Origin of the sequence: Claveliimonas bilis, assembly GCF_030296775.1 — a bacterium.
GTDB classification, from domain to species: Bacteria; Bacillota; Clostridia; order Lachnospirales; family Lachnospiraceae; genus Claveliimonas; species Claveliimonas bilis.
The window spans coordinates 2,479,679-2,500,973 of sequence record NZ_AP027742.1 but is presented as its reverse complement, the minus strand read 5'-3'; the positions used below and the strand labels follow the sequence as shown (position 1 = coordinate 2,500,973).

The window sequence follows — 21,295 nt, the reverse complement described above, 5'->3', positions numbered from 1 at the left end:
GGACATATGCGTTCATAGAGAGGGAAAGGGAGAACAGTATGTACGCAGATATTATCATAGACATTACACATGAAAAACTGGATAAAATCTTTCAATACAGGATTCCGGATAAACTGAAAGAGGACCTGCGCATCGGGATGGAAGTAGTCGTTCCTTTCGGGAAGGGAAATAAGGAGACAAAAGGTTATGTTGTCAGCTTTTCAGAGAAGCCGGGGTATGATCCGGAAAAAATGAAGGAAATCCTGTGTGTGGCAAAAGAAAGCATGGCAATTGAGGCAAAACTGGTAGCGCTTGCCGCCTGGATGAAAGAGACATATGGAGGAACCATGATCCAGTCTCTTAAGACAGTGCTTCCTATTAAGAAAAAAGAAAAAATACGGCAAAAACGGACCCTTCTCCTTGTCTCTGACAGGGAGGAGGCCCAAAAGAAGCTGGATTGGTATCTGGAAAAAAATCAGAAAGCCAGGGCCAGGCTGCTTGCCGCCCTTCTTGACAGCCCCCGGCTTGAGTATGATTTTGCCATCAAAAAACTGAACCTTAGCGCCACAGTTGTAAAGGCGCTGGAAGAGCAGGGAATCCTGAAAACAGAGGTATCCCAGGTGTACCGAAGTCCTGTGGCTGCAAGGAAGCAGAGTCGGAGAGAGATCTGCTATACGAAGGAGCAGGAGATGGCAATCCGGCGCTTCCGGGAGGATTATGACAGGGGAGAGCGCGGAACTTATCTGGTGCACGGAGTCACGGGAAGCGGAAAGACGGAAGTGTATATGGCTATGATCCAGAAAGCAGTGGAAAAGGGAAAACAGGCCATTGTCCTTATTCCGGAGATCGCTCTGACCTATCAGACGGTCATGCGTTTTCAGAGAGTATTCGGTGAAAGAGTTTCCATTTTAAACTCCCGCATGTCAGCAGGGGAGCGGTATGATCAGATGGAGCTGGCGCGGACAGGACAGATCGATGTCATGATCGGGCCTCGTTCCGCTCTGTTTACCCTTTTCCCTGATCTGGGTCTGATCATCATTGATGAGGAGCACGAGCCAAGTTACAAAAGTGAGCAGGTTCCCCGGTATCATGCAAGGGAGACAGCGATTTACCGGGCAAAACTGGAAGGCGCCAGCGTGGTCCTTGGCTCCGCTACGCCATCATTGGAAGCATATTACCGCTGCCGGAAGGGAGAGTATGTGCTGCTGGAGCTGAAAAGCAGGGTGCGGGAAGGGAATCTCCCTCACGTATGGATTGCTGATATGAGGGAAGAACTGAAAAAAGGAAACCGTTCTATTTTCAGTGATCAGTTAAGAGAATTGATACAGGATCGGCTGGAAAAGAAACAGCAGACTATGCTTTTTATTAATCGAAGGGGATACGCAGGCTTTATTTCCTGCCGTTCCTGCGGTCATGTGGTAAAATGTCCTCACTGCGATGTGTCCTTATCCGTACACCGGGGCGGCAGAATGGTCTGCCATTACTGCGGCTATGAGGAGAAAGCAGTCACTGCCTGTCCGGTCTGCGGTTCTGTTCACATTGGAGGCTTCCGGGCGGGAACACAGCAGATAGAAGAGATGGCAGCCCGGGAATTTCCGGGCGCAAGAATCCTCCGCATGGATGCGGATACCACAAGAAACAAGGATGGGCACGAAAAGATCCTGGAGGCATTTGCAGACGGCGGAGCAGATATTCTTGTGGGAACACAGATGATCGTAAAAGGTCATGATTTTCCCGGTGTTACTCTTGTGGGGATCCTGGCGGCAGATATGTCTCTTTACAGCGATGATTACCGCGCCGGCGAGCGGACATTTCAGCTCCTTACCCAGGCGGCGGGACGAGCCGGCAGAGGCAGGGAAGAAGGAGAAGTGGTAATCCAGACATACAGCCCGGAGCACTACAGCATTCAGACGGCGGCCCGGCAGGATTACTGCGCTTTTTATGAAGAGGAAATGAGTTACAGGGAGATGATGGGGTATCCCCCTGCAGCGGAGCTTCTGGCCATTTTGATGACAGGGCCGGATGAGACAAAACTGATCCTTGCTGCAGAATATCTGAAAGGATTTGCCGAGCGTCTCGGGGCGGCAGGTCAGCTTGCGGTCATCGGTCCCGCCAGTCCCTATGTGGGGAAGGTGAACGATGTTTATCGCAGGATACTCTATCTAAAAAGCGATAAATATGATATGCTGATAAAGGCCAAAGATAAGCTGGAACAGTATATAGAGATCAATACAGGATTTAAAGATATGCGCATTCAGTTTGACTTTAATCCCATGAATCTGTTTTAAGCAGGAATGTTTCATCAGAAAAGTTTCATCAGGAATGCACGGGAAAGTTTCGGTGAAGAGACTGCCTGGACAAATGGGACGGGATAAAAATAAGTCTCCAAAAAAGGAGATATAACACATATAGAAAAAAGGAGAAAAACAGATATGGCAATTAGAAAAATAAGAGAAATCGGAGATGAAGTTTTGACCAAACCATGCAAAGAAGTGACAAAGATGACACTTCGGACAAAAATACTGATCGATGACATGCTGGATACCATGTATGAAGCAATGGGGGTAGGACTTGCAGCGCCGCAGGTGGGGATTCTAAAAAGGATCGTAGTGATCGATGTGGGAGAAGGACCGATTGTTCTGATTAATCCGCAGATTGTGGGGACAGATGGGGAACAGACCGGAGAAGAAGGCTGCTTAAGCGTACCGGGAAAATCCGGACTTGTCACAAGACCGGACTATGTGAAGGTAAAAGCTCTGGATGAGGATATGAAAGAAATAGAGCTGGAAGGAAACGGGCTTCTTGCAAGAGCTTTCTGCCATGAGATCGATCATCTGGATGGAAAGATGTATGTAGATCTGGTGGAAGGCGAGCTTCATGATACCGAATATAAGGAGGAAGAATAAATGAAGGTTATCTTTATGGGGACGCCGGAGTTTTCTGTAGGAACGCTGGAAGCGCTGGCAGATGCCGGACATGAGATCGTGCTTGCGGTGACGCAGCCGGATAAACCCAGGGGAAGAGGAAAGGAAATGCAGTATCCGCCGGTGAAAGAGGCAGCTCTGAAAAGAGGGATTCCTGTGTTTCAGCCGATGAAAGTCCGGGAACCGGAATGTATGGAAGAATTAGCTCGTTATCAGGCTGATGTGATGGTTGTGGTCGCTTTTGGACAGATCCTCCCGGCAAAGATCCTTCAGATGGCTCCTTACGGCTGTATTAATGTTCATGCCTCCCTTCTTCCGAAATACCGCGGAGCAGCGCCGATCCAGTGGGCTGTTATAGAAGGGGAAAAAGTGTCCGGAGTGACGACCATGCAGATGGATGAAGGGCTGGATACAGGGGATATGCTTTTGAAAAAAGAGATTCCTCTTGAGGCGGACGAGACAGGAGGAAGTCTCCATGATAAACTGGCAGCGGCAGGGGCAGCGCTCTGTGTGGAAACACTGCAAAAACTGGAAGAGGGAACTCTAAAACCTGAAAAGCAGGGAGAAAGTCCGACTGCCTATGCCCGTATGCTGAATAAAGAAATGGGAAGGATCGACTGGACCTGTGAAGCAGTGCAGATTGAAAGACTGATCCGGGGATTAAATCCCTGGCCCAGCGCTTACACGTTCTGGGACGAAAAGACCATGAAGATCTGGAAGGCGGAAGTGTTGCCGGAAAATACAGATCAAGCGCCCGGGACAGTGACAGAAGTAGGCAAAGATTTCTTTGCAGTTCAGACAAAAGAAGGCCAGCTGAAGATAAAGGAACTTCAGATCCCGGGAAAGAAAAGGATGGATGCAGGTGCATTTCTCCGGGGCTATAAGGTGGAAGAAGGATACAGGCTGGGGTAGATGCGGGGAGCAGCAGTTTCGCCATGCAGCTCGGATTCGCAGCATACGCTGCTTTACCGCTGCTTGCGCAGCTAAATCCTCGCTTACGGCTAAACGCGGTGGTGCGACAGGGAGCAGCAATTCCGCCATGCAGCTCGGATTCGCAGCATACGCTGCTTTACCGCTGCTTGCGCAGCTAAATCCTCGCTTACGGCTAAACGTGGTGGTGCGACAGGGAGCAGCAATTCCGCCATGCAGCTCGGATTCGCAGCATACGCTGCTTTACCGCTGCTTGCGCAGCTAAATCCTCGCTTACGGCTAAACGCCGTATGCTTGCCGAGAATATTCCTCCTCTACAAGCAAGCTTGTGTCGGAGGCTTATTCCCGCCAAGCGCATGGCTGAATAGTTATTAAAAAATATTAAATTTATGTGAAAAACAGGCTGACAGCCTGTTTTTCGTATATAATACTCCAATAGGAGGCTGATAACTATGTATTATCCAATGTTTTATTTTGATCCGACATATATGCTTGTGATCGTGGGAGTCATTATTTGTCTTTTGGCTTCTGCGAAAATGCGCTCTACGTTTCAGAAGTACGCGAGGGTGCGCAGTCATTCCGGTATGACCGGCAGGGAGGCTGCAGAGGAAGTGCTTCGCCGGGCAGGTATTTATGATGTCCGGGTGGAACGGGTAGCCGGGAATCTGACCGATCACTATGATCCGAGAACCAAGGTGCTCCGTCTGTCTGATGCGACATACGGATCCAATTCTATTGCGGCGGTTGGTGTGGCGGCGCATGAATGCGGTCATGCCATTCAGCATGCGCAGGGATATGTACCTTTGAAGATCAGAGGTTCTCTGGTGCCGGTGGCGAATCTGGGAAGCACGCTGGCATGGCCTTTGATTTTGCTGGGGCTTCTCTTTACAGGAGAATCTTCTGTTATGTTTCTGAACCTGGGAGTTCTGGCCTTTTCTCTGGCGGTTCTGTTCCAGATCGTGACGCTGCCGGTGGAATTTAATGCGTCTAACAGAGCGATCCGCATACTGGGAAGTTCCGGGATCATGTATCCGGAAGAAGTGAAAGATACGAAAAAAGTGCTGAGCGCAGCGGCGCTGACTTATGTGGCCGGAGCAGCGGCAGCTATCCTGCAGCTTTTGCGTATTGTACTGCTGACAGGCAGAAGAAGAGATTAAGGAAGAGAAAAAGAGGGGGAGCATATGGCATCCGTAAATATAAGAGAACTTGTGCTGGAAACGCTGCTTCTGATCAACAGGGACGGCGAATACAGCCATATTGCACTTGGACAGGTGCTGGGGAAATACCAGTACCTGGACAAAAAAGACAGGGCGTTTCTGACGCGTACTGTAGAAGGAACACTGGAGAGAAGGATTGAAATCGACAGGATCATCAATCAGTTTTCCAGTGTTAAGATCAATAAAATGAAGCCGGTCATCCGGGAAATTATAAGGAGCGGTGTCTATCAGTTAAAGTATATGGACAGTGTTCCTGCTTCTGCTGTCTGCAATGAGGCGGTAAAACTGGCGGCAAAGAAAGGCTTTATCAATCTGAAAGGGTTTGTCAACGGCCTTCTTCGAAATATAAGCAGAAATCTGGATCATATTGAGTATCCCTCCAAAGAGGAGGAGCCGGTTCAATGGCTGTCTGCCATCTATTCCATGCCGGAATGGATCGTAAGAAAGTGGAGAAAAGAGTACGGAGAAGAAAAAACAGAACAGATCCTGAAGGCGTTTCTTACAGAACGGCCCACTTCGATCCGCTGCAGCTGCTCCAAGATTACTCCTAAGGAGCTGAAGAGCAGACTGGAAGAAGAAGGCGTGACAGTAAAGGAATATGGAGAGATCCCCGGAGCCTTTTTAATTTCCGGATATGATTATCTGGATGCCCTGGAAACATTCCGGGAAGGCTGCTTTCAGGTGCAGGACATCAGCTCCATGATGGTGGGAGAATGGGCGGATCCCAAAGAGGGAGATTATATTATTGATGTCTGCGCAGCTCCGGGAGGAAAGTCAGTCCATCTGGCGGATAAAATGAAGGGAACCGGTACAGTGGAGGCCCGCGATCTGACAGAATACAAAGTAAATCTCATCCGGGACAACATAGAACGCCTGGGGCTTTCCAATGTAGTGGCTGTTCAGCAGGATGCCCTGGAACTGAATGAAACTTCCCTGGAAAAGGCAGATATCGTTATTGCTGACCTTCCCTGCTCCGGACTTGGAGTGCTGGCAAAGAAAAGCGACCTGAAATATAAGATGACAGAACAGATGCAGAAGGAACTTGCCAAGCTGCAAAGAGACATACTGTCTGTTGTCCGCAGGTATGTAAAGCCGGGAGGCCGGCTGATCTATAGTACCTGCACCATAGACCGGGAAGAAAATGAGGAAAACGCCGCCTGGTTTGCAGATAAGTTTCCGGAATTTCATTTAGTAAAGCAGCAGCAGATGCTGCCGGAACAAGAGGCAGGCGACGGATTTTATATAGCGGAGTTTGAGAGGAAAAAGGCGGATTTGGAGTAAAGATGGAGAAGAAAGATATTTGTTCCTATACATATGAAGAACTGCAGGAAGAAGTGGAAAACCTGCAGGAAAAAAGTTTCCGGGCGAAACAGATTTACCAGTGGCTGCATGTGAAGCTGGCGGACAGTTTTGACGAGATGACAAATCTTCCGGCAGCTCTGCGCAAAAGGCTGTCAGAGGAATATGAAATTGCAAAGGTGAAAATGCTGGAGCGGCAGATTTCCAGCGTAGATCCAACGGAGAAATTTTTGTTTGAGCTGGATGACGGCAATATGGTGGAGAGTGTACTGATGAAATACAGTTATGGAAATTCTGTGTGTATTTCATCACAGGCAGGCTGCCGGATGGGCTGCCGCTTTTGCGCTTCTACGATAGGCGGGCTCAAAAGGAACCTGACAACATCGGAAATGTTAAGGCAGATTTATCAGATCCAGAAGATTACTCAGGAGAGAGTGTCGAATATTGTGGTGATGGGAACAGGAGAGCCGCTGGATAACTATGACAATTTTGTCCGTTTTATCCGTATGATCAGCAGTGATAAGGGATTACATATCAGTCAGAGAAATATTACCGCATCCACCTGCGGTATTGTGCCCGGTATAAAAAGGCTTGCCGGGGAGGGTCTGCAGATCACGCTTGCCCTTTCTCTTCACGGGTCCACCCAGGAGAAAAGAAAGAAACTCATGCCGGTAGCAAATAAGTACGAGTTAAAAGACGTCCTTGCAGCCTGCGATGAATATTTTGAAAAAACAGGCCGAAGAGTGACGTTTGAATACAGTCTTGTAAGCGGGGTTAATGATACGGATGAGGACGCACAGGAATTGATCGGTCTGTTAAAGCACAAAAACTGCCATATCAACCTGATTCCGGTCAATCCCATCAAGGAGAGGCAGTACAGGAGACCCAGCAGGCAAAATGCCCTGAAATTCCAAAATAAACTTGAAAAAAACGGAATAAATGTTACTATAAGAAGGGAAAGAGGTTCCGATATTGATGGAGCCTGCGGACAGCTGAGAAGGCGTTACGCGGCAGCGGAAAAAGGAGAAGCAGATGAAGATATACGCGTTAACTGATGTGGGAAGAAGAAGGGAAGTAAATCAAGACTATGTATATGCGACAGACAGGCCGGTAGGGCCGTTTCCCAATCTCCTTGTGGTCGCAGATGGAATGGGCGGACACAAGGCAGGAGATTTTGCGTCAAAATTCACTGTAGAAACGCTGAAAAAAGAATTGAAAGAAAGCGAGGCCGGCAAGCCGGAAGAAATCTTCCGCGCGGCGATTGAGACCGCAAACCACAAGCTTATTGAGGCGGCTTCCCAGGACGTTAAGCTGGAAGGAATGGGAACCACGCTGGTTGCCGCTACTGTGATCGGGAATACACTTTATTTTGCAAATATAGGGGACAGCCGTCTGTATCTCATCAGCGATAATATCAGGCAGTTGTCGAAAGATCATTCCCTGGTGGAAGAGATGGTAAGGCTGGGAGGAATCAAAGCGGAAGAGGCCAGAAATCACCCGGATAAAAATATTATCACAAGAGCGATGGGTGTGAAAGACGAGGCAGAAGCAGATTTCTATGAATTTCGCATCAGAAGGGGAGATAAAATACTGATGTGTACTGACGGCCTAAGTAATATGGTAGAGGATGAGGATATGTTTGGAATCGTAAAAGGATCCAGGGATATCATAGAGGCTGTGCATATGCTGATTGATAAGGCAAATGAGGCCGGCGGAAGAGATAATATAGGGGTAGTGATGGCAGAGCCCATTGCGGACGAGGTGGATATATGGTAAAGGATGGAATATTTTTAGGGAAAAGATATGAGATATTAGAGAAAATTGGAGCCGGCGGCATGGCGGATGTGTATAAGGGCAAGGACCATATGCTGAATCGCTATGTCGCGATCAAAGTACTGAAAAAAGAATTTCGGGAAGATGAAACATTTGTCAGGAAATTCCGGTCCGAGGCACAGGCAGCGGCAGGACTTCTCAATCCCAATATTGTAAATGTTTATGATGTAGGGGAGGACAGAGGTCTTTACTATATTGTCATGGAGCTTGTGGAAGGCATTACGCTGAAGGATTACATTGACAAAAAGAGCAGGCTTTCCCCGAAAGAAGTGATCAGCATCGGGATCCAGATGTGTATGGGCATTGAAGAAGCGCATAAGCATCATATTATACACAGGGATATCAAGCCGCAGAACATTATTATTTCCAATGATGGAAAAGTAAAAGTGACAGATTTCGGCATTGCGCGGATGGTTACATCCACGACGGTAAGTACGGTGGCCATGGGATCTGTACACTATACATCTCCGGAACAGGCCAGGGGAGGATACAGCGATGAGAAGAGCGATATTTACTCTGTTGGTATCACTTTGTATGAGATGGTGACAGGAGAAGTGCCCTTTAACGGTGAATCCACGGTAGAGGTGGCTATGAAACATCTGCAGGAGGAGATCACGCCGCCCTCCGAGCTGGTTCCCGACATTCCTTACAGTCTGGAACAGATCATTTTGAAATGTACTCAGAAGAATGCAGAGCGCCGGTATGGAGAGATCGGAGAGCTGATCCAGGATCTGAAGCATTCTCTGGTAGATCCCGACGGAGATTTTGTCCATATTGTTCCCATAGGAAATGCAGATACGGTGATCATCACGGAAGATGAGCTGGATGATATCCGCAGTGCCTATGACGAAGACGATGATGATGAATATGACGAGTACGGAGATCAGGATGATGATGAATACGGGGATGACGATGACGGAGAGGAACATGACAGCGATGAAGTAAATCCCCGGATGAATAAAGTTATAAAGATCATGACCATTGTTGTAGCCGTGATCATTATCCTTGTGCTGGCGCTGGTAGTCGGCCGTGCGGCCGGACTGTTCCGTTTCGGACCGTCCAGCGCCACAGAAGAACAGGAATCTGACCAGGTCAAAGTGCCTAACGTGGTGGGGAAAACACAGGATGAAGCCAAGGAAATGCTGAACAAGGCCGGGTTAGGTTACAAGATCGGCAAACAGGAAGAGTCCACGAAGTACGAGAAGGGCTATGTTATGGCACAGGACCCGGAAGACGGAGAAAAGGTGGACAAAAATACTCAGATCACACTGGATATCAGTACCGGTCTTGCAGAGGAAGAGGTGGATGTGCCCAATGTTGTAGGCCAGGATGAGGCAACGGCTCAGAAGACATTGCAGGATGCCGGATTTGTGGTGGAATCGGAAGCAGTGTACAGCAGCAATACTCAGGGAACTGTAGTGTCGACAGATCCGGAAGGGGGCACGAAAGCCGCCAAAGGTTCTACCGTTACCATTCAGGTAAGCAAGGGAGAAGAGAAGATTACCGTTCCCGATGTAAGAGGAAAGGATGAAAATACTGCCAAGAGTACTCTGTCTGCCGAAGGATTGAATGTGACAGTGGATACCGAGTACAGTGACAGTGTTTCAACAGGAAACGTAATCTCGCAGAATCCGTCAGCCGGGACAAAGGTGGATTCCGGAACAGGGGTGACTATTGTGGTCAGTCTCGGAAAGAAACCGGAAGAGAAGGTAAGCGTGCCGGATGTGACGAGCAACGTTACAGAAGCAAACGCCCGCCAGATGATCAGCAATGCGGGGCTAAGTCCCGTAAGCCAGTATGAGAACAGCGACACCGTTCCGGCCGGCTATGTGATCCGCTGCTCACCGGGAGTTGGATCCAGCGTTTCCAAAGGGACAACGGTGACGATTGTTGTAAGCCGCGGGCCTGCCGGAGGAAGTACGGAGACTCCTGATGACGGCGATGACACCACGGGTGAGGAACAATAAAATATGCAGGGGAAAATAGTGAAAGGAATTGCCGGATTCTACTACGTTCATGTAGTAGGATTCGGTATTTACGAGTGCAGGGCCAGAGGGATATTTAGGAAGGAGAATAAAAAACCTCTGGTAGGCGATAATGTAGAGATAGAAATTCTGGATGATAAGGATATGGAAGGAAATCTTGTAAAGATCCTTCCGCGGAAAAATGAGCTGATCCGGCCGGCAGTTGCCAATGTGGATCAGGCTCTTGTTGTCTTTGCCGCCGCAAAGCCGGACCCGCATTTCAATCTGCTGGACCGTTTTCTTGTTATGATGGAGGCAAAAGGAATCCGCACTGTGCTTTGCTTTAACAAAGAGGATATTGCCGGAGAGTCCCGGATTACAGAGCTGAAGGAGATTTATGAGAACTGCGGATGCCGCGTGATTTTTACAAGCGCTCTTAAAAAGCAGAATATTGAAGAGGTGAAGGATGTGCTTCAGGGCAGTACAACTGTGGTTGCAGGACCATCGGGAGTCGGAAAGTCCTCTCTTATCAATCTTCTGCAAAGCGGGGTAAAGATGGAAACCGGAGAGATCAGCAGGAAGATAGAGAGGGGACGTCATACCACCAGACATTCTGAGCTGATTACATTAAACGAGGATTCTTATATTATGGATACACCCGGTTTCAGTTCCCTCTATGTCAATGATTTTGAGAAGGAAGAGCTGAAATATTATTTCCCGGAATTTACTCCTTACAATGACCAATGCAGATTTCATGGCTGCGATCATGTGCATGAGCCGGGATGCGCGGTGAAAGAGGCAGTGGACCAGGGGAAGATTCATGAAATAAGATATCGTGATTATCTGGAGATGTATCAGGAGCAACAAGAGAAGGAAAAGAGGAGGTACTGATATTATGGCATATATACTGGCGCCCTCCATTCTGGCAGCAGACTTTACCAGATTGGGGGAGGAAATGAAAGTGACAGAAGAAAACGGCGCGGAGTATTTACATTTTGACGTGATGGACGGCATGTTTGTGCCAAGTATTTCGTTTGGAATGCCTGTTCTTGCATCCATACAGGGAGCAACAGGGCAGTTTATGGACGTGCACCTGATGATCGAAGAACCAATCCGGTACATAGAAGAGTTTAAAAAGGCCGGGGCAGATCTGCTCACGGTACATTTGGAAGCCTGCAAGGATGTAAAAGCAACGCTGGATGCCATACATGAGGCGGGAATGAAAGTCGGCCTTTCCATCTGCCCGGAAACTCCGGCAGAGGAAGTAGAACCCTATTTGGAAAAAGTGGACATGATCCTTGTAATGTCGGTGCATCCGGGATTTGGCGGACAAAAATTTATTCCTGATACGCTGGAGAAAATTCAGGCAATCCGGAAAATGGCAAAAGATCAGAAACGAAAGATTGATATCCAGGTAGATGGAGGGATTTATTTGACAAATGTAAAAGAAGTTCTTGACGCAGGGGCAAATATCATTGTGGCAGGTTCTGCTGTCTTTAAGGGAAATGCAGCAGAAAACACCAGAGAGTTTATGGAGATATTGAAAAGTTATGAATAAGAAAGCAGTAATCATCAGCGGCGGAACTCTTTATGAGGAACTGGTCTTGCAGACAATCCGGGAAGAGGATGCGCCGTGCATTATAGGTGTAGACAAAGGCGTGGAATTTTTATACAGACATAAAATCGTACCCAGCTATATTGTAGGAGATTTTGATAGTCTGTCACAGGAAATCGTGGACTATTATAAGAATGAAACTCATGTTCCCGTACGGGAATTTAATCCGGTCAAAGATGCGTCCGATACGGAAATAGCAATCCGCCTTGCAATGACACTGGGCTGCGACGGTATGCTGATCCTGGGAGCTACCGGCAATCGGGTAGATCATCTGTGGGCCAATATCCAGACCCTGATGATTCCGTTTAAGGCAGGGATTGAGGCTGTGATCCTGGATCCTATGAACCGGATCCGTCTGATAGGGGGAGAAACCCATCTTAAGAAGGAAGAGGCGTTTGGAAATTATTTTTCTGTGTTCCCTCTTGGAGGCACGGTCTATGAGCTGAATATCAAAGGAGCAAAATATCCGCTGGCGGATCATACACTGACTCCTTATGACAGCCTGTGTGTCAGCAACCAAATAGAAGATGACGAAGTAGTCATCGACTTTTCCAGTGGAGTCGTTATCTTGATGGAAACGCGGGATAAAGAGTAAAAAGAATTGTGATGCAGACAGTGCAGTTTTGAGAACTGTACTGTCTTTTTTCGTGGGAAAGAGTGTCTGCCGCGTTCTCTTGAATGGGAAAATGCCTGCACAGAGGCAGCATGTATGAAATGCGCCCAAATTTACCGGGCAGCCATTGAAAAGATGGTATTATAAACGGCGTGTTGTCTTTCTAGCTTGTGTATTGCCTAAAACTATATAAAAACCATGTCAAATCAATGCAAAAGTATTGTATTGACATTGAGTTAATACTATAATTATATAACAAAATACTTACTCTTTCTTTATCAATTGTATATGTCTTGCAAAGAGAGGGTATCAATTGCGAAAATGGGAGGAGGCAAAGAGATGTCAAGTACAATACAAGTCAGGGTAGATGACGAGTTGAAAAATAAAGCTGATGAATTGTTTAAAAAATTGGGAACGGATACAACTTCTGCAATCAGAATGTTTTTAACACAGTCTGTGATGAACAATGGCTTTCCATTTGAGATCAAATTGAACCAGTCTTCTGTGAACCTATATGCTCCGTTAAGTGAAAATGAGTTAATGCAAAAGCTGGAATATTCCATGAGACAGGCAAATCGGGGTGAATATAGAAGTGCAGATTCTTTGATCGCGGAAATGAAAGGGAAATATGGATTATAACGTTGTTGTTACAAAAAGTGCAGAAGAAGATTTGGATAGGTTTATCCAATACTTGCTTTTTGAAAAAGGAAATGAACAGGCGGCAAAGAACGTGCTTGATGACTTTGAGCGTACAATCCGCACGTTAGAACAGGTGGCTGGAAGCTTGAAATATTGCGAGAATCCAAGACTAAAGAAAGCAGGGTATAAAAGGATTAGTTTCATGTCTCACAAGTATTTTATGCTGTATCATATAGGGGGCAACAGGGCAATTGTTGATAATATCTTTCATGAGCTTCAGGATTATGAAAAAGTTTTATGCTGATGGGAATATTTTTTGTGGCTATTTGTCCTAATTGGTGATTCGCCCGGACCGGTGATTGAAAAAAGCCCGATTTTGTGCTATACTCTATAGTCACGCTGGACTCCTTTTATGAACTGCGCGGTGGAGTTTAGAGAAACGGCGTAAAGGTAGCGCAGAATAAATTTAACGAAAGGCAGAAAGCCTTAGAAAGCAGGGGCTTTCGGATAGGTAAAAGATAAAATGAAATTAGGTATTGTAGGACTGCCCAACGTAGGTAAGAGTACACTTTTTAATTCGCTGACAAAGGCGGGTGCGGAATCTGCAAACTATCCCTTCTGTACCATTGACCCCAATGTGGGCGTGGTAACAGTTCCGGATGAAAGATTAAATGTCCTTGGAGAAATGTATCATACGAAAAAGATCATACCGGCTGCAATCGAATTTGTGGATATTGCAGGGCTGGTAAAAGGAGCTTCCAAGGGAGAAGGGCTTGGCAATCAGTTCCTGGCAAATATCCGGGAAGTGGATGCGATTGTCCATGTAGTGCGCTGTTTTGAAGACAGCAATATTGTCCATGTGGACGGAAGCATTGATCCCATGAGAGATATTGAGACGATCAATCTGGAACTGATCTTCTCTGATCTGGAAATTCTGGAGCGGAGGATCGCGAAGACAACCAAGGTTGCAAGAAATGATAAGACAGCGGCCAAAGAGCTGAAACTGCTGGAGGAGATCAAGGCTCATCTGGAAGATGGAAAACTGGCAAAGAGTTTTGACGGAGCAGAAGATGAAGAAGAGCAGGAATGGCTGGAGAGCTATAATCTTCTCACTTATAAGCCGGTTATCTTTGCTGCCAATGTAACTGAGGATGATCTGGCGGATGACGGCGCTTCCAATGCAGGCGTACAGGCAGTAAGGGAGTATGCGGCGGAAGAAGGTTTTGAAGTATTTGTTGTATGCGCTCAGATTGAACAGGAGATTGCGGAACTGGAAGAGGAAGAAAAGAAAATGTTCCTGGAAGATCTGGGACTATCCGAGTCCGGACTTGAGAAATTGATCAAGGCAAGTTATCATCTGCTTGGACTGATCAGTTACCTGACAGCAGGAGAGCCAGAGGTAAGAGCATGGACCATCAAGAGAGGAACAAAGGCACCGCAGGCTGCCGGCAAGATCCACACGGATTTTGAGAGGGGCTTTATCCGGGCAGAGGTGGTCGCTTATGACGATCTTATTGCATGCGGATCCCATAATGCTGCAAAGGAAAAGGGACTTGTACGGCTGGAAGGAAAAGATTACGTGGTACAGGATGGCGATATCATGCTGTTTAGGTTTAACGTATAGAAAGGATGAGGCAGCTTATGCATACATCAATTGACTTTCCTAATCTGGGCATCCACCTGGAAAATGTAGGAAAGACAGTGACAGTTTTCGGCTTTGATATTGCTTATTACGGAATCACGATCGGGATCGGAATGCTGGCCGGTATCGCCATGGCGTTGATGGAAGCAAAAAGGACCGGCCAGAAGCAGGAGGATTATCTGGATCTGGCTATGTTCGGAATTATATTCGGGATCATCGGCGCCCGCATTTATTATGTTGTGTTCGCCTGGGATATGTACAAAGATAATCTGTTGGAGATTTTTAATACCCGCCATGGAGGTCTTGCGATTTACGGCGGAGTCATTGCGGCAGTCATTACTGTGTTTGTGGTGGCCAGGGTGAAAAAACAGCCGGTTGCCCTGCTTCTTGATACGGCAGTCTTTGGTCTTGTGACCGGGCAGATGATTGGAAGATGGGGGAACTTTTTTAACAGAGAAGCTTTTGGGGAATATACAGACAGCGTGTTGGCGATGAGGCTTCCTTTGGATGCAGTGCGCACTTCAGATCTGACAGAGAAGATCCGGGATCACATAGAAGTCATAGACGGCGTATCCTATATCCAGGTACATCCCACTTTCCTCTATGAGTCTTTGTGGTGTCTGGGAGTTCTTGTGCTTTTGCTTTTGTACCGGACACATAAGAAATTTAACGGAGAAATTTTCCTGTTGTATCTGGGAGGATACGGCCTGGGGCGGTTCTGGATCGAAGGGCTTCGGACAGATCAGCTCTGGATTCCGGGAACGGAAATTCCGGTGTCACAGGTGTTGGCGGGAACGCTGGTGATCGTGTCAGTAATCTGGATCATATGCGGAAGAAGAAAAAAGAAAGAAACGGAATCCTTATAAATGCGGAAGGATTCCGTTTTTCCTTTTTGTACCGAAAAAGAAACAAAAGAAAACAGAGTAAAATCTGGACTTTTAAAATTGCACAGGCTATAATATAAATATATGTGAAAAAATAAATTATTATTTTTCAAAATCTAAGGAGGAACAAAAAATGGCAAGAAAAATGAAGACCATGGATGGTAATCATGCAGCAGCTCATGCGTCATACGCATATACAGATGTTGCCGCAATTTACCCGATTACCCCGTCATCTGTCATGGCAGAAGCTACAGATGAATGGGCAACACAGGGAAGAAAGAACATCTTTGGACAGGAAGTACAGGTGACTGAAATGCAGTCAGAGGCTGGTGCAGCAGGTGCTGTTCACGGATCACTGGCAGCAGGTGCCCTGACTACAACATACACAGCTTCCCAGGGTCTGCTCCTTATGATCCCGAACCTTTACAAAATTGCAGGTGAGCAGCTTCCAGGTGTGTTCAACGTATCTGCACGTGCTCTTGCAAGCCATGCACTTTCTATTTTCGGAGATCACTCAGACGTATATGCCTGTCGTCAGACCGGATGTGCAATGCTGTGTGAATCAAGTGTACAGGAAGTTATGGACCTGACACCGGTCGCACACTGCTCTGCAATCAAGGGACGTATTCCGTTCATCAATTTCTTTGACGGTTTCCGTACATCTCACGAAATTCAGAAGATTGAGACATGGGATTATGAAGATCTGAAAGATCTGGTAGATATGGACGCAATTGACGCATTCAGAAAACATGCTCTGAATCCGAATCATCCATGCCAGAGAGGTTCCGCACAGAACCCGGATATCTTCTTCCAGGCAAGAGAAGCAAGCAACCCGTACTATGCAGCTATGCCGGCTATCGTTCAGGAATACATGGACAAGGTAAATGCTAAGATCGGCACAGATTACAAACTGTTCAACTACTATGGAGCAGCAGATGCAGAGAAGGTTATCATCGCTATGGGATCTGTATGTGATACCATCGAGGAGACAGTTGACTATCTGCTGGCAGCAGGACAGAAGGTTGGTCTTGTAAAAGTACGTCTGTACAGACCATTCAGCGCACAGGCACTGATCGATGCAATTCCTGACACAGTTAAGACAATTTCTGTATTAGACAGAACAAAAGAGCCGGGTGCTCTTGGAGAGCCACTGTGGCTGGACGTTGTAGCAGCTCTGAAGGGAACAAAATTTGACGCTGTTCCGGTTCTTTCCGGACGCTACGGATTAGGTTCCAAAGATACAACACCTGCACAGATCGTTGCTGTATTTGGCAACACAGAAAAAGAGAAATTCACTATCGGTATCGTGGATGATGTGACAGGACTTTCCCTGGAAGAGGGCGAGCAGCTTGTTACAACTCCGGAAGGAACGATCAACTGTAAATTCTGGGGACTTGGAGCTGACGGTACAGTAGGAGCAAACAAGAACTCCATCAAGATCATCGGTGACAACACAGATATGTATGCACAGGCTTACTTCGATTATGACTCCAAGAAGTCCGGTGGTGTGACAATGTCTCACCTTCGTTTCGGTAAAAAGCCGATCAAATCCACATATCTGATCAAGAAAGCAAACTTTGTTGCATGCCACAACCCATCCTATATCAATAAATATAATATGGTACAGGAACTGGTTGACGGAGGAACATTCCTTCTGAACTGTCCATGGGATATGGAAGGACTGGAGAAACACCTTCCGGGACAGGTAAAGGCATTTATCGCAAACCACAACATTAAATTCTACACAATCGACGGTATCAAGATCGGTAAGGAGATCGGACTTGGCGGACGTATCAATACAGTCCTTCAGTCAGCATTCTTCAAACTGGCGGCTATCATTCCGGAAGAGGAAGCAATTGACCTGATGAAGGCTGCTGCAAAAGCTACTTACGGAAGAAAAGGTGACAAGATCGTACAGATGAACTATGATGCCATCGATGCAGGTGCAAAACAGGTTCATGAAGTAACTGTTCCGGAAAGCTGGAAAGACTGTGCTGATGAAGGTCTGTTTACACCGGAAGTAAAGGGCGGAAGAACAGAAGTTGTAGATTTTGTTAAAAATATTCAGGCAAAAGTAAATGCACAGGAAGGAAATACACTGCCTGTATCTGCATTTAAAGATTATGTAGACGGATCTACACCGTCCGGTACATCTGCTTACGAGAAACGTGGTATCGCAGTAGATATCCCGGTTTGGCAGTCAGAGAACTGTATCCAGTGTAACCGCTGTGCATATGTTTGTCCTCATGCAGTTATCCGTCCGGTAGCTCTGACAGAGGAAGAAGCCGCAAATGCACCGGAAGGATTCCAGACAATTGATATGATCGGTATGCCTGGAATGAAGTTCGCTATCACTGTATCAGCTTATGACTGTACAGGATGTGGTTCCTGTGCAAATGTCTGCCCGGGCAAGAAGGGCGAGAAAGCTCTTGTTATGGGCAACATGGAAGAAAATGCAGGATGTCAGGAAGGATTCGATTTCGGAAGAGAAATTCCTGTAAAACCGGAAGTAGTAGCAAAATTCAAAGAAAATACAGTAAAAGGTTCTCAGTTCAAACAGCCTCTGCTTGAGTTCTCCGGAGCTTGTGCAGGATGTGGTGAGACACCATATGCAAAACTGATCACACAGCTGTTCGGTGACAGAATGTACATTGCAAACGCAACAGGATGTTCTTCTATCTGGGGTAACTCCTCACCGTCCACACCTTACACCGTAACACCGGAAGGAAAAGGACCGGCTTGGGACAACTCCCTGTTCGAAGACAATGCAGAGTTCGGTTATGGTATGCTGCTGGCACAGAACACGATCAGAGCAGGTCTTAAGACTAAAGTAGAGTCTGTAATGGAATCTGATAAAGCTTCTGATGAAGTGAAAGCTGCATGTAAAGAATGGCTTGATACATTCTCCTGCGGCGCTACAAACGGAACAGCAACAGACAACCTTGTAAAAGCGCTGGAAGGATGCGACTGTGAAGTATGCAAAGATATCGTAAACAACAAAGACTTCCTTGCTAAGAAATCACAGTGGATCTTCGGTGGAGACGGATGGGCTTATGATATCGGATTCGGTGGTGTTGACCATGTTCTTGCAAGCGGCAAGGATATCAACATCATGGTATTCGATACAGAAGTTTACTCCAACACAGGCGGACAGTCCTCCAAGGCTACAAAGACAGGTGCAGTTGCACAGTTTGCAGCAGGCGGAAAAGATACTAAGAAGAAAGACCTTGCAGGTATCGCAATGAGCTACGGATACGTATACGTTGCACAGATTGCTATGGGTGCTGATTACAACCAGACTGTAAAAGCAATCGCAGAGGCAGAGGCATATCCGGGACCGTCACTGATCATTGCTTATGCTCCATGTATCAACCATGGTATCAAGAAAGGTATGAGCAAGGCTCAGACAGAGGAACAGCTGGCTGTAGAATGCGGATACTGGAACAACTTCCGCTTCAACCCGGCTGCAGAGGGAGCGAAATTCACTCTGGACAGCAAAGAGCCAAAACTGGAAGGATATCAGGACTTCCTGAACGGAGAAGTTCGTTACAATTCACTTGTAAGATCCAATCCGGAGAAGGCAAAAGTAATGTTTGCAAAGAACGAGGAAGAAGCAAAAGAAAGATATGCATATCTGAAAAAGCTTGTTACTCTGTACGGAACAGAAGAATAAAAGAAAAACGCAAAGCGGACGCTGCATTTTATGCGGCGTTCGCTTTTTTCTATTGACTTTATCCGGCAAAGGTGATACAACTTTATTGTATGAATAATCAGACCTGATAGAGGTGCAGTGTTCAATAGTACCACAGAATAGAAGCACGGGTATGCATACTGTGTGGAAAGGGAACATTGCCGAAGGAGATCTTGTTTTCCCGGACAGATTTCCTGGGCCGTATGCAGAATATGCTGCGGACTGTCACAACCTGTGGAGCGCTATCATTATTGAATGAAATTGATATACATAAGAAGTCCGAAGAAGGGCAGTTTATGCTATGGATGCGCTCAAGACAGCGTTATTCATAGCTTTTTCATTTAATAGGAAACTTTGTTCCCTGTTAGATAAAACGCTTCGCGGAATAGGCATACACGTGAAGTGGAAATCTGTTTTACAAAAAGAGAGAGAGGAAATTTTTATGAGAGAGACAAAGAGAAAAATCCTGTGGCTGATCTCCACAGTAATGCTGCTTGTGGCATGTTGCCCTATGCTGGCATTTGCAGCGGAGGAAGCAGAGGAATATGTGCCGGCTATGTACGCGACTTTCTGGTCGCTGATCCCGCCCCTTGTGGCAATTGTACTGGCGTTGATCACAAAGGAGGTTTACAGTTCCCTGTTTATTGGTATTTTGATCGGAGGAGTATTTTACTCCGGGTTTGCGTTTGAAGGAACTGTAACTCATGTATTCCAGGGAGGCATTATATCTGTTCTGTCAGACAGTTATAATGTGGGAATTATTGTGTTCCTGGTTATCCTGGGAATTATGGTATGTATGATGAATAAAGTTGGCGGTTCGGCAGCCTTTGGACAGTGGGCTCAAAAGCACATTAAATCCAGAGCGGGAGCACAGTGTGCAACAATTCTTCTGGGAATTTTGATTTTTATTGATGACTATTTTAATTGTCTGACAGTGGGAAGTGTGATGCGTCCCGTGACAGATAAGCATAAAATATCAAGAGCAAAACTGTCTTATCTGATTGATGCTACTGCAGCTCCGGTGTGTATTATCGCGCCGATTTCTTCCTGGGCGGCAGCGGTAACAGGATTTGTAGAGGGGGAAGACGGATTTTCTATTTTTATTCGTGCGATTCCCTATAACTTTTATGCTCTGCTTACCATTGTTATGATGTTTAGCCTTGTTCTTCTGAAGCTGGATTACGGCCCAATGCGTTTGCATGAGGATAATGCTATCAGAGGAGATATTTATACAACGCCTGACAGGCCTTATGCAGATGCAGAGAAAGAGATCGTGGAGGGAAAAGGGAAGGTTATTGATCTGGTACTTCCTATCATTTTGCTGATCGTATTCTGTATTATCGGTATGATATACACAGGCGGATTCTTTTCCGGAACAGATTTTGTTACGTCTTTCTCACAGAGTGACGCTTCTGTCGGACTGGTACTTGGAAGCTTTTTTGCCTTTGTTATTACAATTATCTTTTATGTAGCGAGAAGGCTCATCAAATTTAATGAGTGTATGGCGTGTATTCCGGAAGGATTCAAAGCAATGGTGCCGGCTATTCTGATCTTAACTTTTGCATGGACTCTGAAGGCAATGACAGACAGTCTGGGAGCGGATGTGTTCGTATCTGAGCTTGTGAAATCCAGCGCTTCCGGATTTATGAATTTCCTTCCGGCTATCATCTTCCTGGTAGGGTGCGGACTTGCTTTTGCCACAGGTACATCCTGGGGAACATTCGGTATCCTGATTCCGATCGTTGTTTCTGTATTCCAGGGGCAGAATGAGACAATGATGATCATTTCCATTTCTGCATGTATGGCTGGAGCAGTGTGCGGTGATCATTGTTCTCCGATTTCGGATACAACGATCATGTCATCGGCAGGCGCACAGTGCAACCATGTGAACCATGTAACGACACAGCTTCCTTATGCAATTACAGTTGCAGCGGTTTCTTTTGTCGTATATATTATCGCAGGGTTCGTGCAGACAGCATGGATCGCGCTTCCGGCAGGAATCGTGCTGATGGTTGCAGTACTTCTGGTGATCAGGAAAATATACGGAAAAGAGGCAGAATAATGC

17 protein-coding genes and 1 riboswitch are annotated in these 21,295 nt (G+C 46.5%); all 17 genes read left to right on the top strand.

Going from position 1 to position 21,295, the window contains the following annotated elements; translation table 11 throughout:
* The first annotated feature begins 38 nt into the window (after positions 1 to 38).
* The 17 genes from priA to R2J37_RS12040 all read left to right on the top strand — a co-directional run bounded on the left by priA (position 39) and on the right by R2J37_RS12040 (position 21,292).
* Positions 39 to 2,267: a replication restart helicase PriA gene (gene priA / locus R2J37_RS12120; RefSeq protein WP_230105439.1), complete on the top strand. Its 2,229-nt coding sequence runs from the start codon at positions 39 to 41 to the stop codon at positions 2,265 to 2,267.
* Between the two features lie 144 nt (positions 2,268 to 2,411).
* Positions 2,412 to 2,885: a peptide deformylase gene (gene def / locus R2J37_RS12115; protein WP_316265248.1), complete on the top strand. Its 474-nt coding sequence runs from the start codon at positions 2,412 to 2,414 to the stop codon at positions 2,883 to 2,885.
* Entirely contained in the window at positions 2,886 to 3,815 is a 930-nt protein-coding gene (fmt, locus tag R2J37_RS12110; RefSeq protein WP_316265246.1) for a methionyl-tRNA formyltransferase, read from the top strand.
* Between the two features lie 470 nt (positions 3,816 to 4,285).
* Positions 4,286 to 4,990 carry a zinc metallopeptidase gene (locus R2J37_RS12105; protein WP_256194575.1) on the top strand — a complete coding sequence of 235 codons (705 nt, stop codon included), beginning with the start codon at positions 4,286 to 4,288 and terminating at the stop codon, positions 4,988 to 4,990.
* A gap of 24 nt (positions 4,991 to 5,014) precedes the next feature.
* On the top strand, positions 5,015 to 6,331 hold the full coding sequence (gene rsmB / locus R2J37_RS12100; RefSeq protein ID WP_316265244.1) for a 16S rRNA (cytosine(967)-C(5))-methyltransferase RsmB: 1,317 nt from the start codon (positions 5,015 to 5,017) through the stop codon (positions 6,329 to 6,331).
* Positions 6,332 to 6,333: 2 nt separating this feature from the next.
* Positions 6,334 to 7,404: a dual-specificity RNA methyltransferase RlmN gene (rlmN, locus tag R2J37_RS12095; protein WP_230105444.1), complete on the top strand. Its 1,071-nt coding sequence runs from the start codon at positions 6,334 to 6,336 to the stop codon at positions 7,402 to 7,404.
* On the top strand, positions 7,382 to 8,125 hold the full coding sequence (locus tag R2J37_RS12090) for a Stp1/IreP family PP2C-type Ser/Thr phosphatase (RefSeq protein ID WP_230105445.1): 744 nt from the start codon (positions 7,382 to 7,384) through the stop codon (positions 8,123 to 8,125). The genes rlmN and R2J37_RS12090 overlap by 23 nt, the downstream gene beginning before the upstream one ends.
* Positions 8,119 to 10,149, top strand: coding sequence for a Stk1 family PASTA domain-containing Ser/Thr kinase (gene pknB / locus R2J37_RS12085; RefSeq protein WP_316265241.1), 2,031 nt, complete (start codon positions 8,119 to 8,121; stop codon positions 10,147 to 10,149). The genes R2J37_RS12090 and pknB overlap by 7 nt, the downstream gene beginning before the upstream one ends.
* A 3-nt stretch (positions 10,150 to 10,152) precedes the next feature.
* Positions 10,153 to 11,037 carry a ribosome small subunit-dependent GTPase A gene (rsgA, locus tag R2J37_RS12080; protein ID WP_230105447.1) on the top strand — a complete coding sequence of 295 codons (885 nt, stop codon included), beginning with the start codon at positions 10,153 to 10,155 and terminating at the stop codon, positions 11,035 to 11,037.
* Between the two features lie 4 nt (positions 11,038 to 11,041).
* Positions 11,042 to 11,704, top strand: coding sequence for a ribulose-phosphate 3-epimerase (gene rpe, locus R2J37_RS12075; RefSeq protein WP_316265238.1), 663 nt, complete (start codon positions 11,042 to 11,044; stop codon positions 11,702 to 11,704).
* Positions 11,697 to 12,356, top strand: coding sequence for a thiamine diphosphokinase (locus tag R2J37_RS12070; RefSeq protein ID WP_230105449.1), 660 nt, complete (start codon positions 11,697 to 11,699; stop codon positions 12,354 to 12,356). The genes rpe and R2J37_RS12070 overlap by 8 nt, the downstream gene beginning before the upstream one ends.
* A gap of 357 nt (positions 12,357 to 12,713) precedes the next feature.
* Positions 12,714 to 13,013 (top strand): type II toxin-antitoxin system RelB/DinJ family antitoxin, encoded by a 300-nt coding sequence (locus tag R2J37_RS12065; RefSeq protein ID WP_230105450.1) that lies wholly within the window; start codon positions 12,714 to 12,716, stop codon positions 13,011 to 13,013.
* A complete protein-coding gene (locus tag R2J37_RS12060) occupies positions 13,003 to 13,317 on the top strand; it encodes a type II toxin-antitoxin system RelE/ParE family toxin (RefSeq protein WP_316265235.1) in 315 nt (104 codons plus the stop codon). Before R2J37_RS12065 ends, R2J37_RS12060 begins: the two co-directional genes overlap by 11 nt.
* Positions 13,318 to 13,536: 219 nt before the next feature.
* On the top strand, positions 13,537 to 14,637 hold the full coding sequence (gene ychF / locus R2J37_RS12055) for a redox-regulated ATPase YchF (protein ID WP_316265233.1): 1,101 nt from the start codon (positions 13,537 to 13,539) through the stop codon (positions 14,635 to 14,637).
* Between the two features lie 17 nt (positions 14,638 to 14,654).
* Complete coding sequence (lgt, locus tag R2J37_RS12050) at positions 14,655 to 15,521, top strand: prolipoprotein diacylglyceryl transferase (protein WP_256194604.1); 867 nt, start codon at positions 14,655 to 14,657, stop codon at positions 15,519 to 15,521.
* Positions 15,522 to 15,672: 151 nt separating this feature from the next.
* Entirely contained in the window at positions 15,673 to 19,212 is a 3,540-nt protein-coding gene (gene nifJ / locus R2J37_RS12045; RefSeq protein ID WP_316265230.1) for a pyruvate:ferredoxin (flavodoxin) oxidoreductase, read from the top strand.
* 99 nt (positions 19,213 to 19,311) lie between these two features.
* Positions 19,312 to 19,483: riboswitch (Lysine riboswitch) on the top strand.
* A gap of 234 nt (positions 19,484 to 19,717) precedes the next feature.
* Entirely contained in the window at positions 19,718 to 21,292 is a 1,575-nt protein-coding gene (locus R2J37_RS12040) for a Na+/H+ antiporter NhaC family protein (protein WP_416387402.1), read from the top strand.
* Positions 21,293 to 21,295 lie beyond the last annotated feature (3 nt).

Coding starts and splice junctions, on each gene's coding strand:
- priA (WP_230105439.1), top strand. CDS start 39: ATGTACGCAGATATTATCATAGACATTACACATGAAAAACTGGATAAA.
- def (WP_316265248.1), top strand. CDS start 2,412: ATGGCAATTAGAAAAATAAGAGAAATCGGAGATGAAGTTTTGACCAAA.
- fmt (WP_316265246.1), top strand. CDS start 2,886: ATGAAGGTTATCTTTATGGGGACGCCGGAGTTTTCTGTAGGAACGCTG.
- R2J37_RS12105 (WP_256194575.1), top strand. CDS start 4,286: ATGTATTATCCAATGTTTTATTTTGATCCGACATATATGCTTGTGATC.
- rsmB (WP_316265244.1), top strand. CDS start 5,015: ATGGCATCCGTAAATATAAGAGAACTTGTGCTGGAAACGCTGCTTCTG.
- rlmN (WP_230105444.1), top strand. CDS start 6,334: ATGGAGAAGAAAGATATTTGTTCCTATACATATGAAGAACTGCAGGAA.
- R2J37_RS12090 (WP_230105445.1), top strand. CDS start 7,382: ATGAAGATATACGCGTTAACTGATGTGGGAAGAAGAAGGGAAGTAAAT.
- pknB (WP_316265241.1), top strand. CDS start 8,119: ATGGTAAAGGATGGAATATTTTTAGGGAAAAGATATGAGATATTAGAG.
- rsgA (WP_230105447.1), top strand. CDS start 10,153: ATGCAGGGGAAAATAGTGAAAGGAATTGCCGGATTCTACTACGTTCAT.
- rpe (WP_316265238.1), top strand. CDS start 11,042: ATGGCATATATACTGGCGCCCTCCATTCTGGCAGCAGACTTTACCAGA.
- R2J37_RS12070 (WP_230105449.1), top strand. CDS start 11,697: ATGAATAAGAAAGCAGTAATCATCAGCGGCGGAACTCTTTATGAGGAA.
- R2J37_RS12065 (WP_230105450.1), top strand. CDS start 12,714: ATGTCAAGTACAATACAAGTCAGGGTAGATGACGAGTTGAAAAATAAA.
- R2J37_RS12060 (WP_316265235.1), top strand. CDS start 13,003: ATGGATTATAACGTTGTTGTTACAAAAAGTGCAGAAGAAGATTTGGAT.
- ychF (WP_316265233.1), top strand. CDS start 13,537: ATGAAATTAGGTATTGTAGGACTGCCCAACGTAGGTAAGAGTACACTT.
- lgt (WP_256194604.1), top strand. CDS start 14,655: ATGCATACATCAATTGACTTTCCTAATCTGGGCATCCACCTGGAAAAT.
- nifJ (WP_316265230.1), top strand. CDS start 15,673: ATGGCAAGAAAAATGAAGACCATGGATGGTAATCATGCAGCAGCTCAT.
- R2J37_RS12040 (WP_416387402.1), top strand. CDS start 19,718: ATGCTGCTTGTGGCATGTTGCCCTATGCTGGCATTTGCAGCGGAGGAA.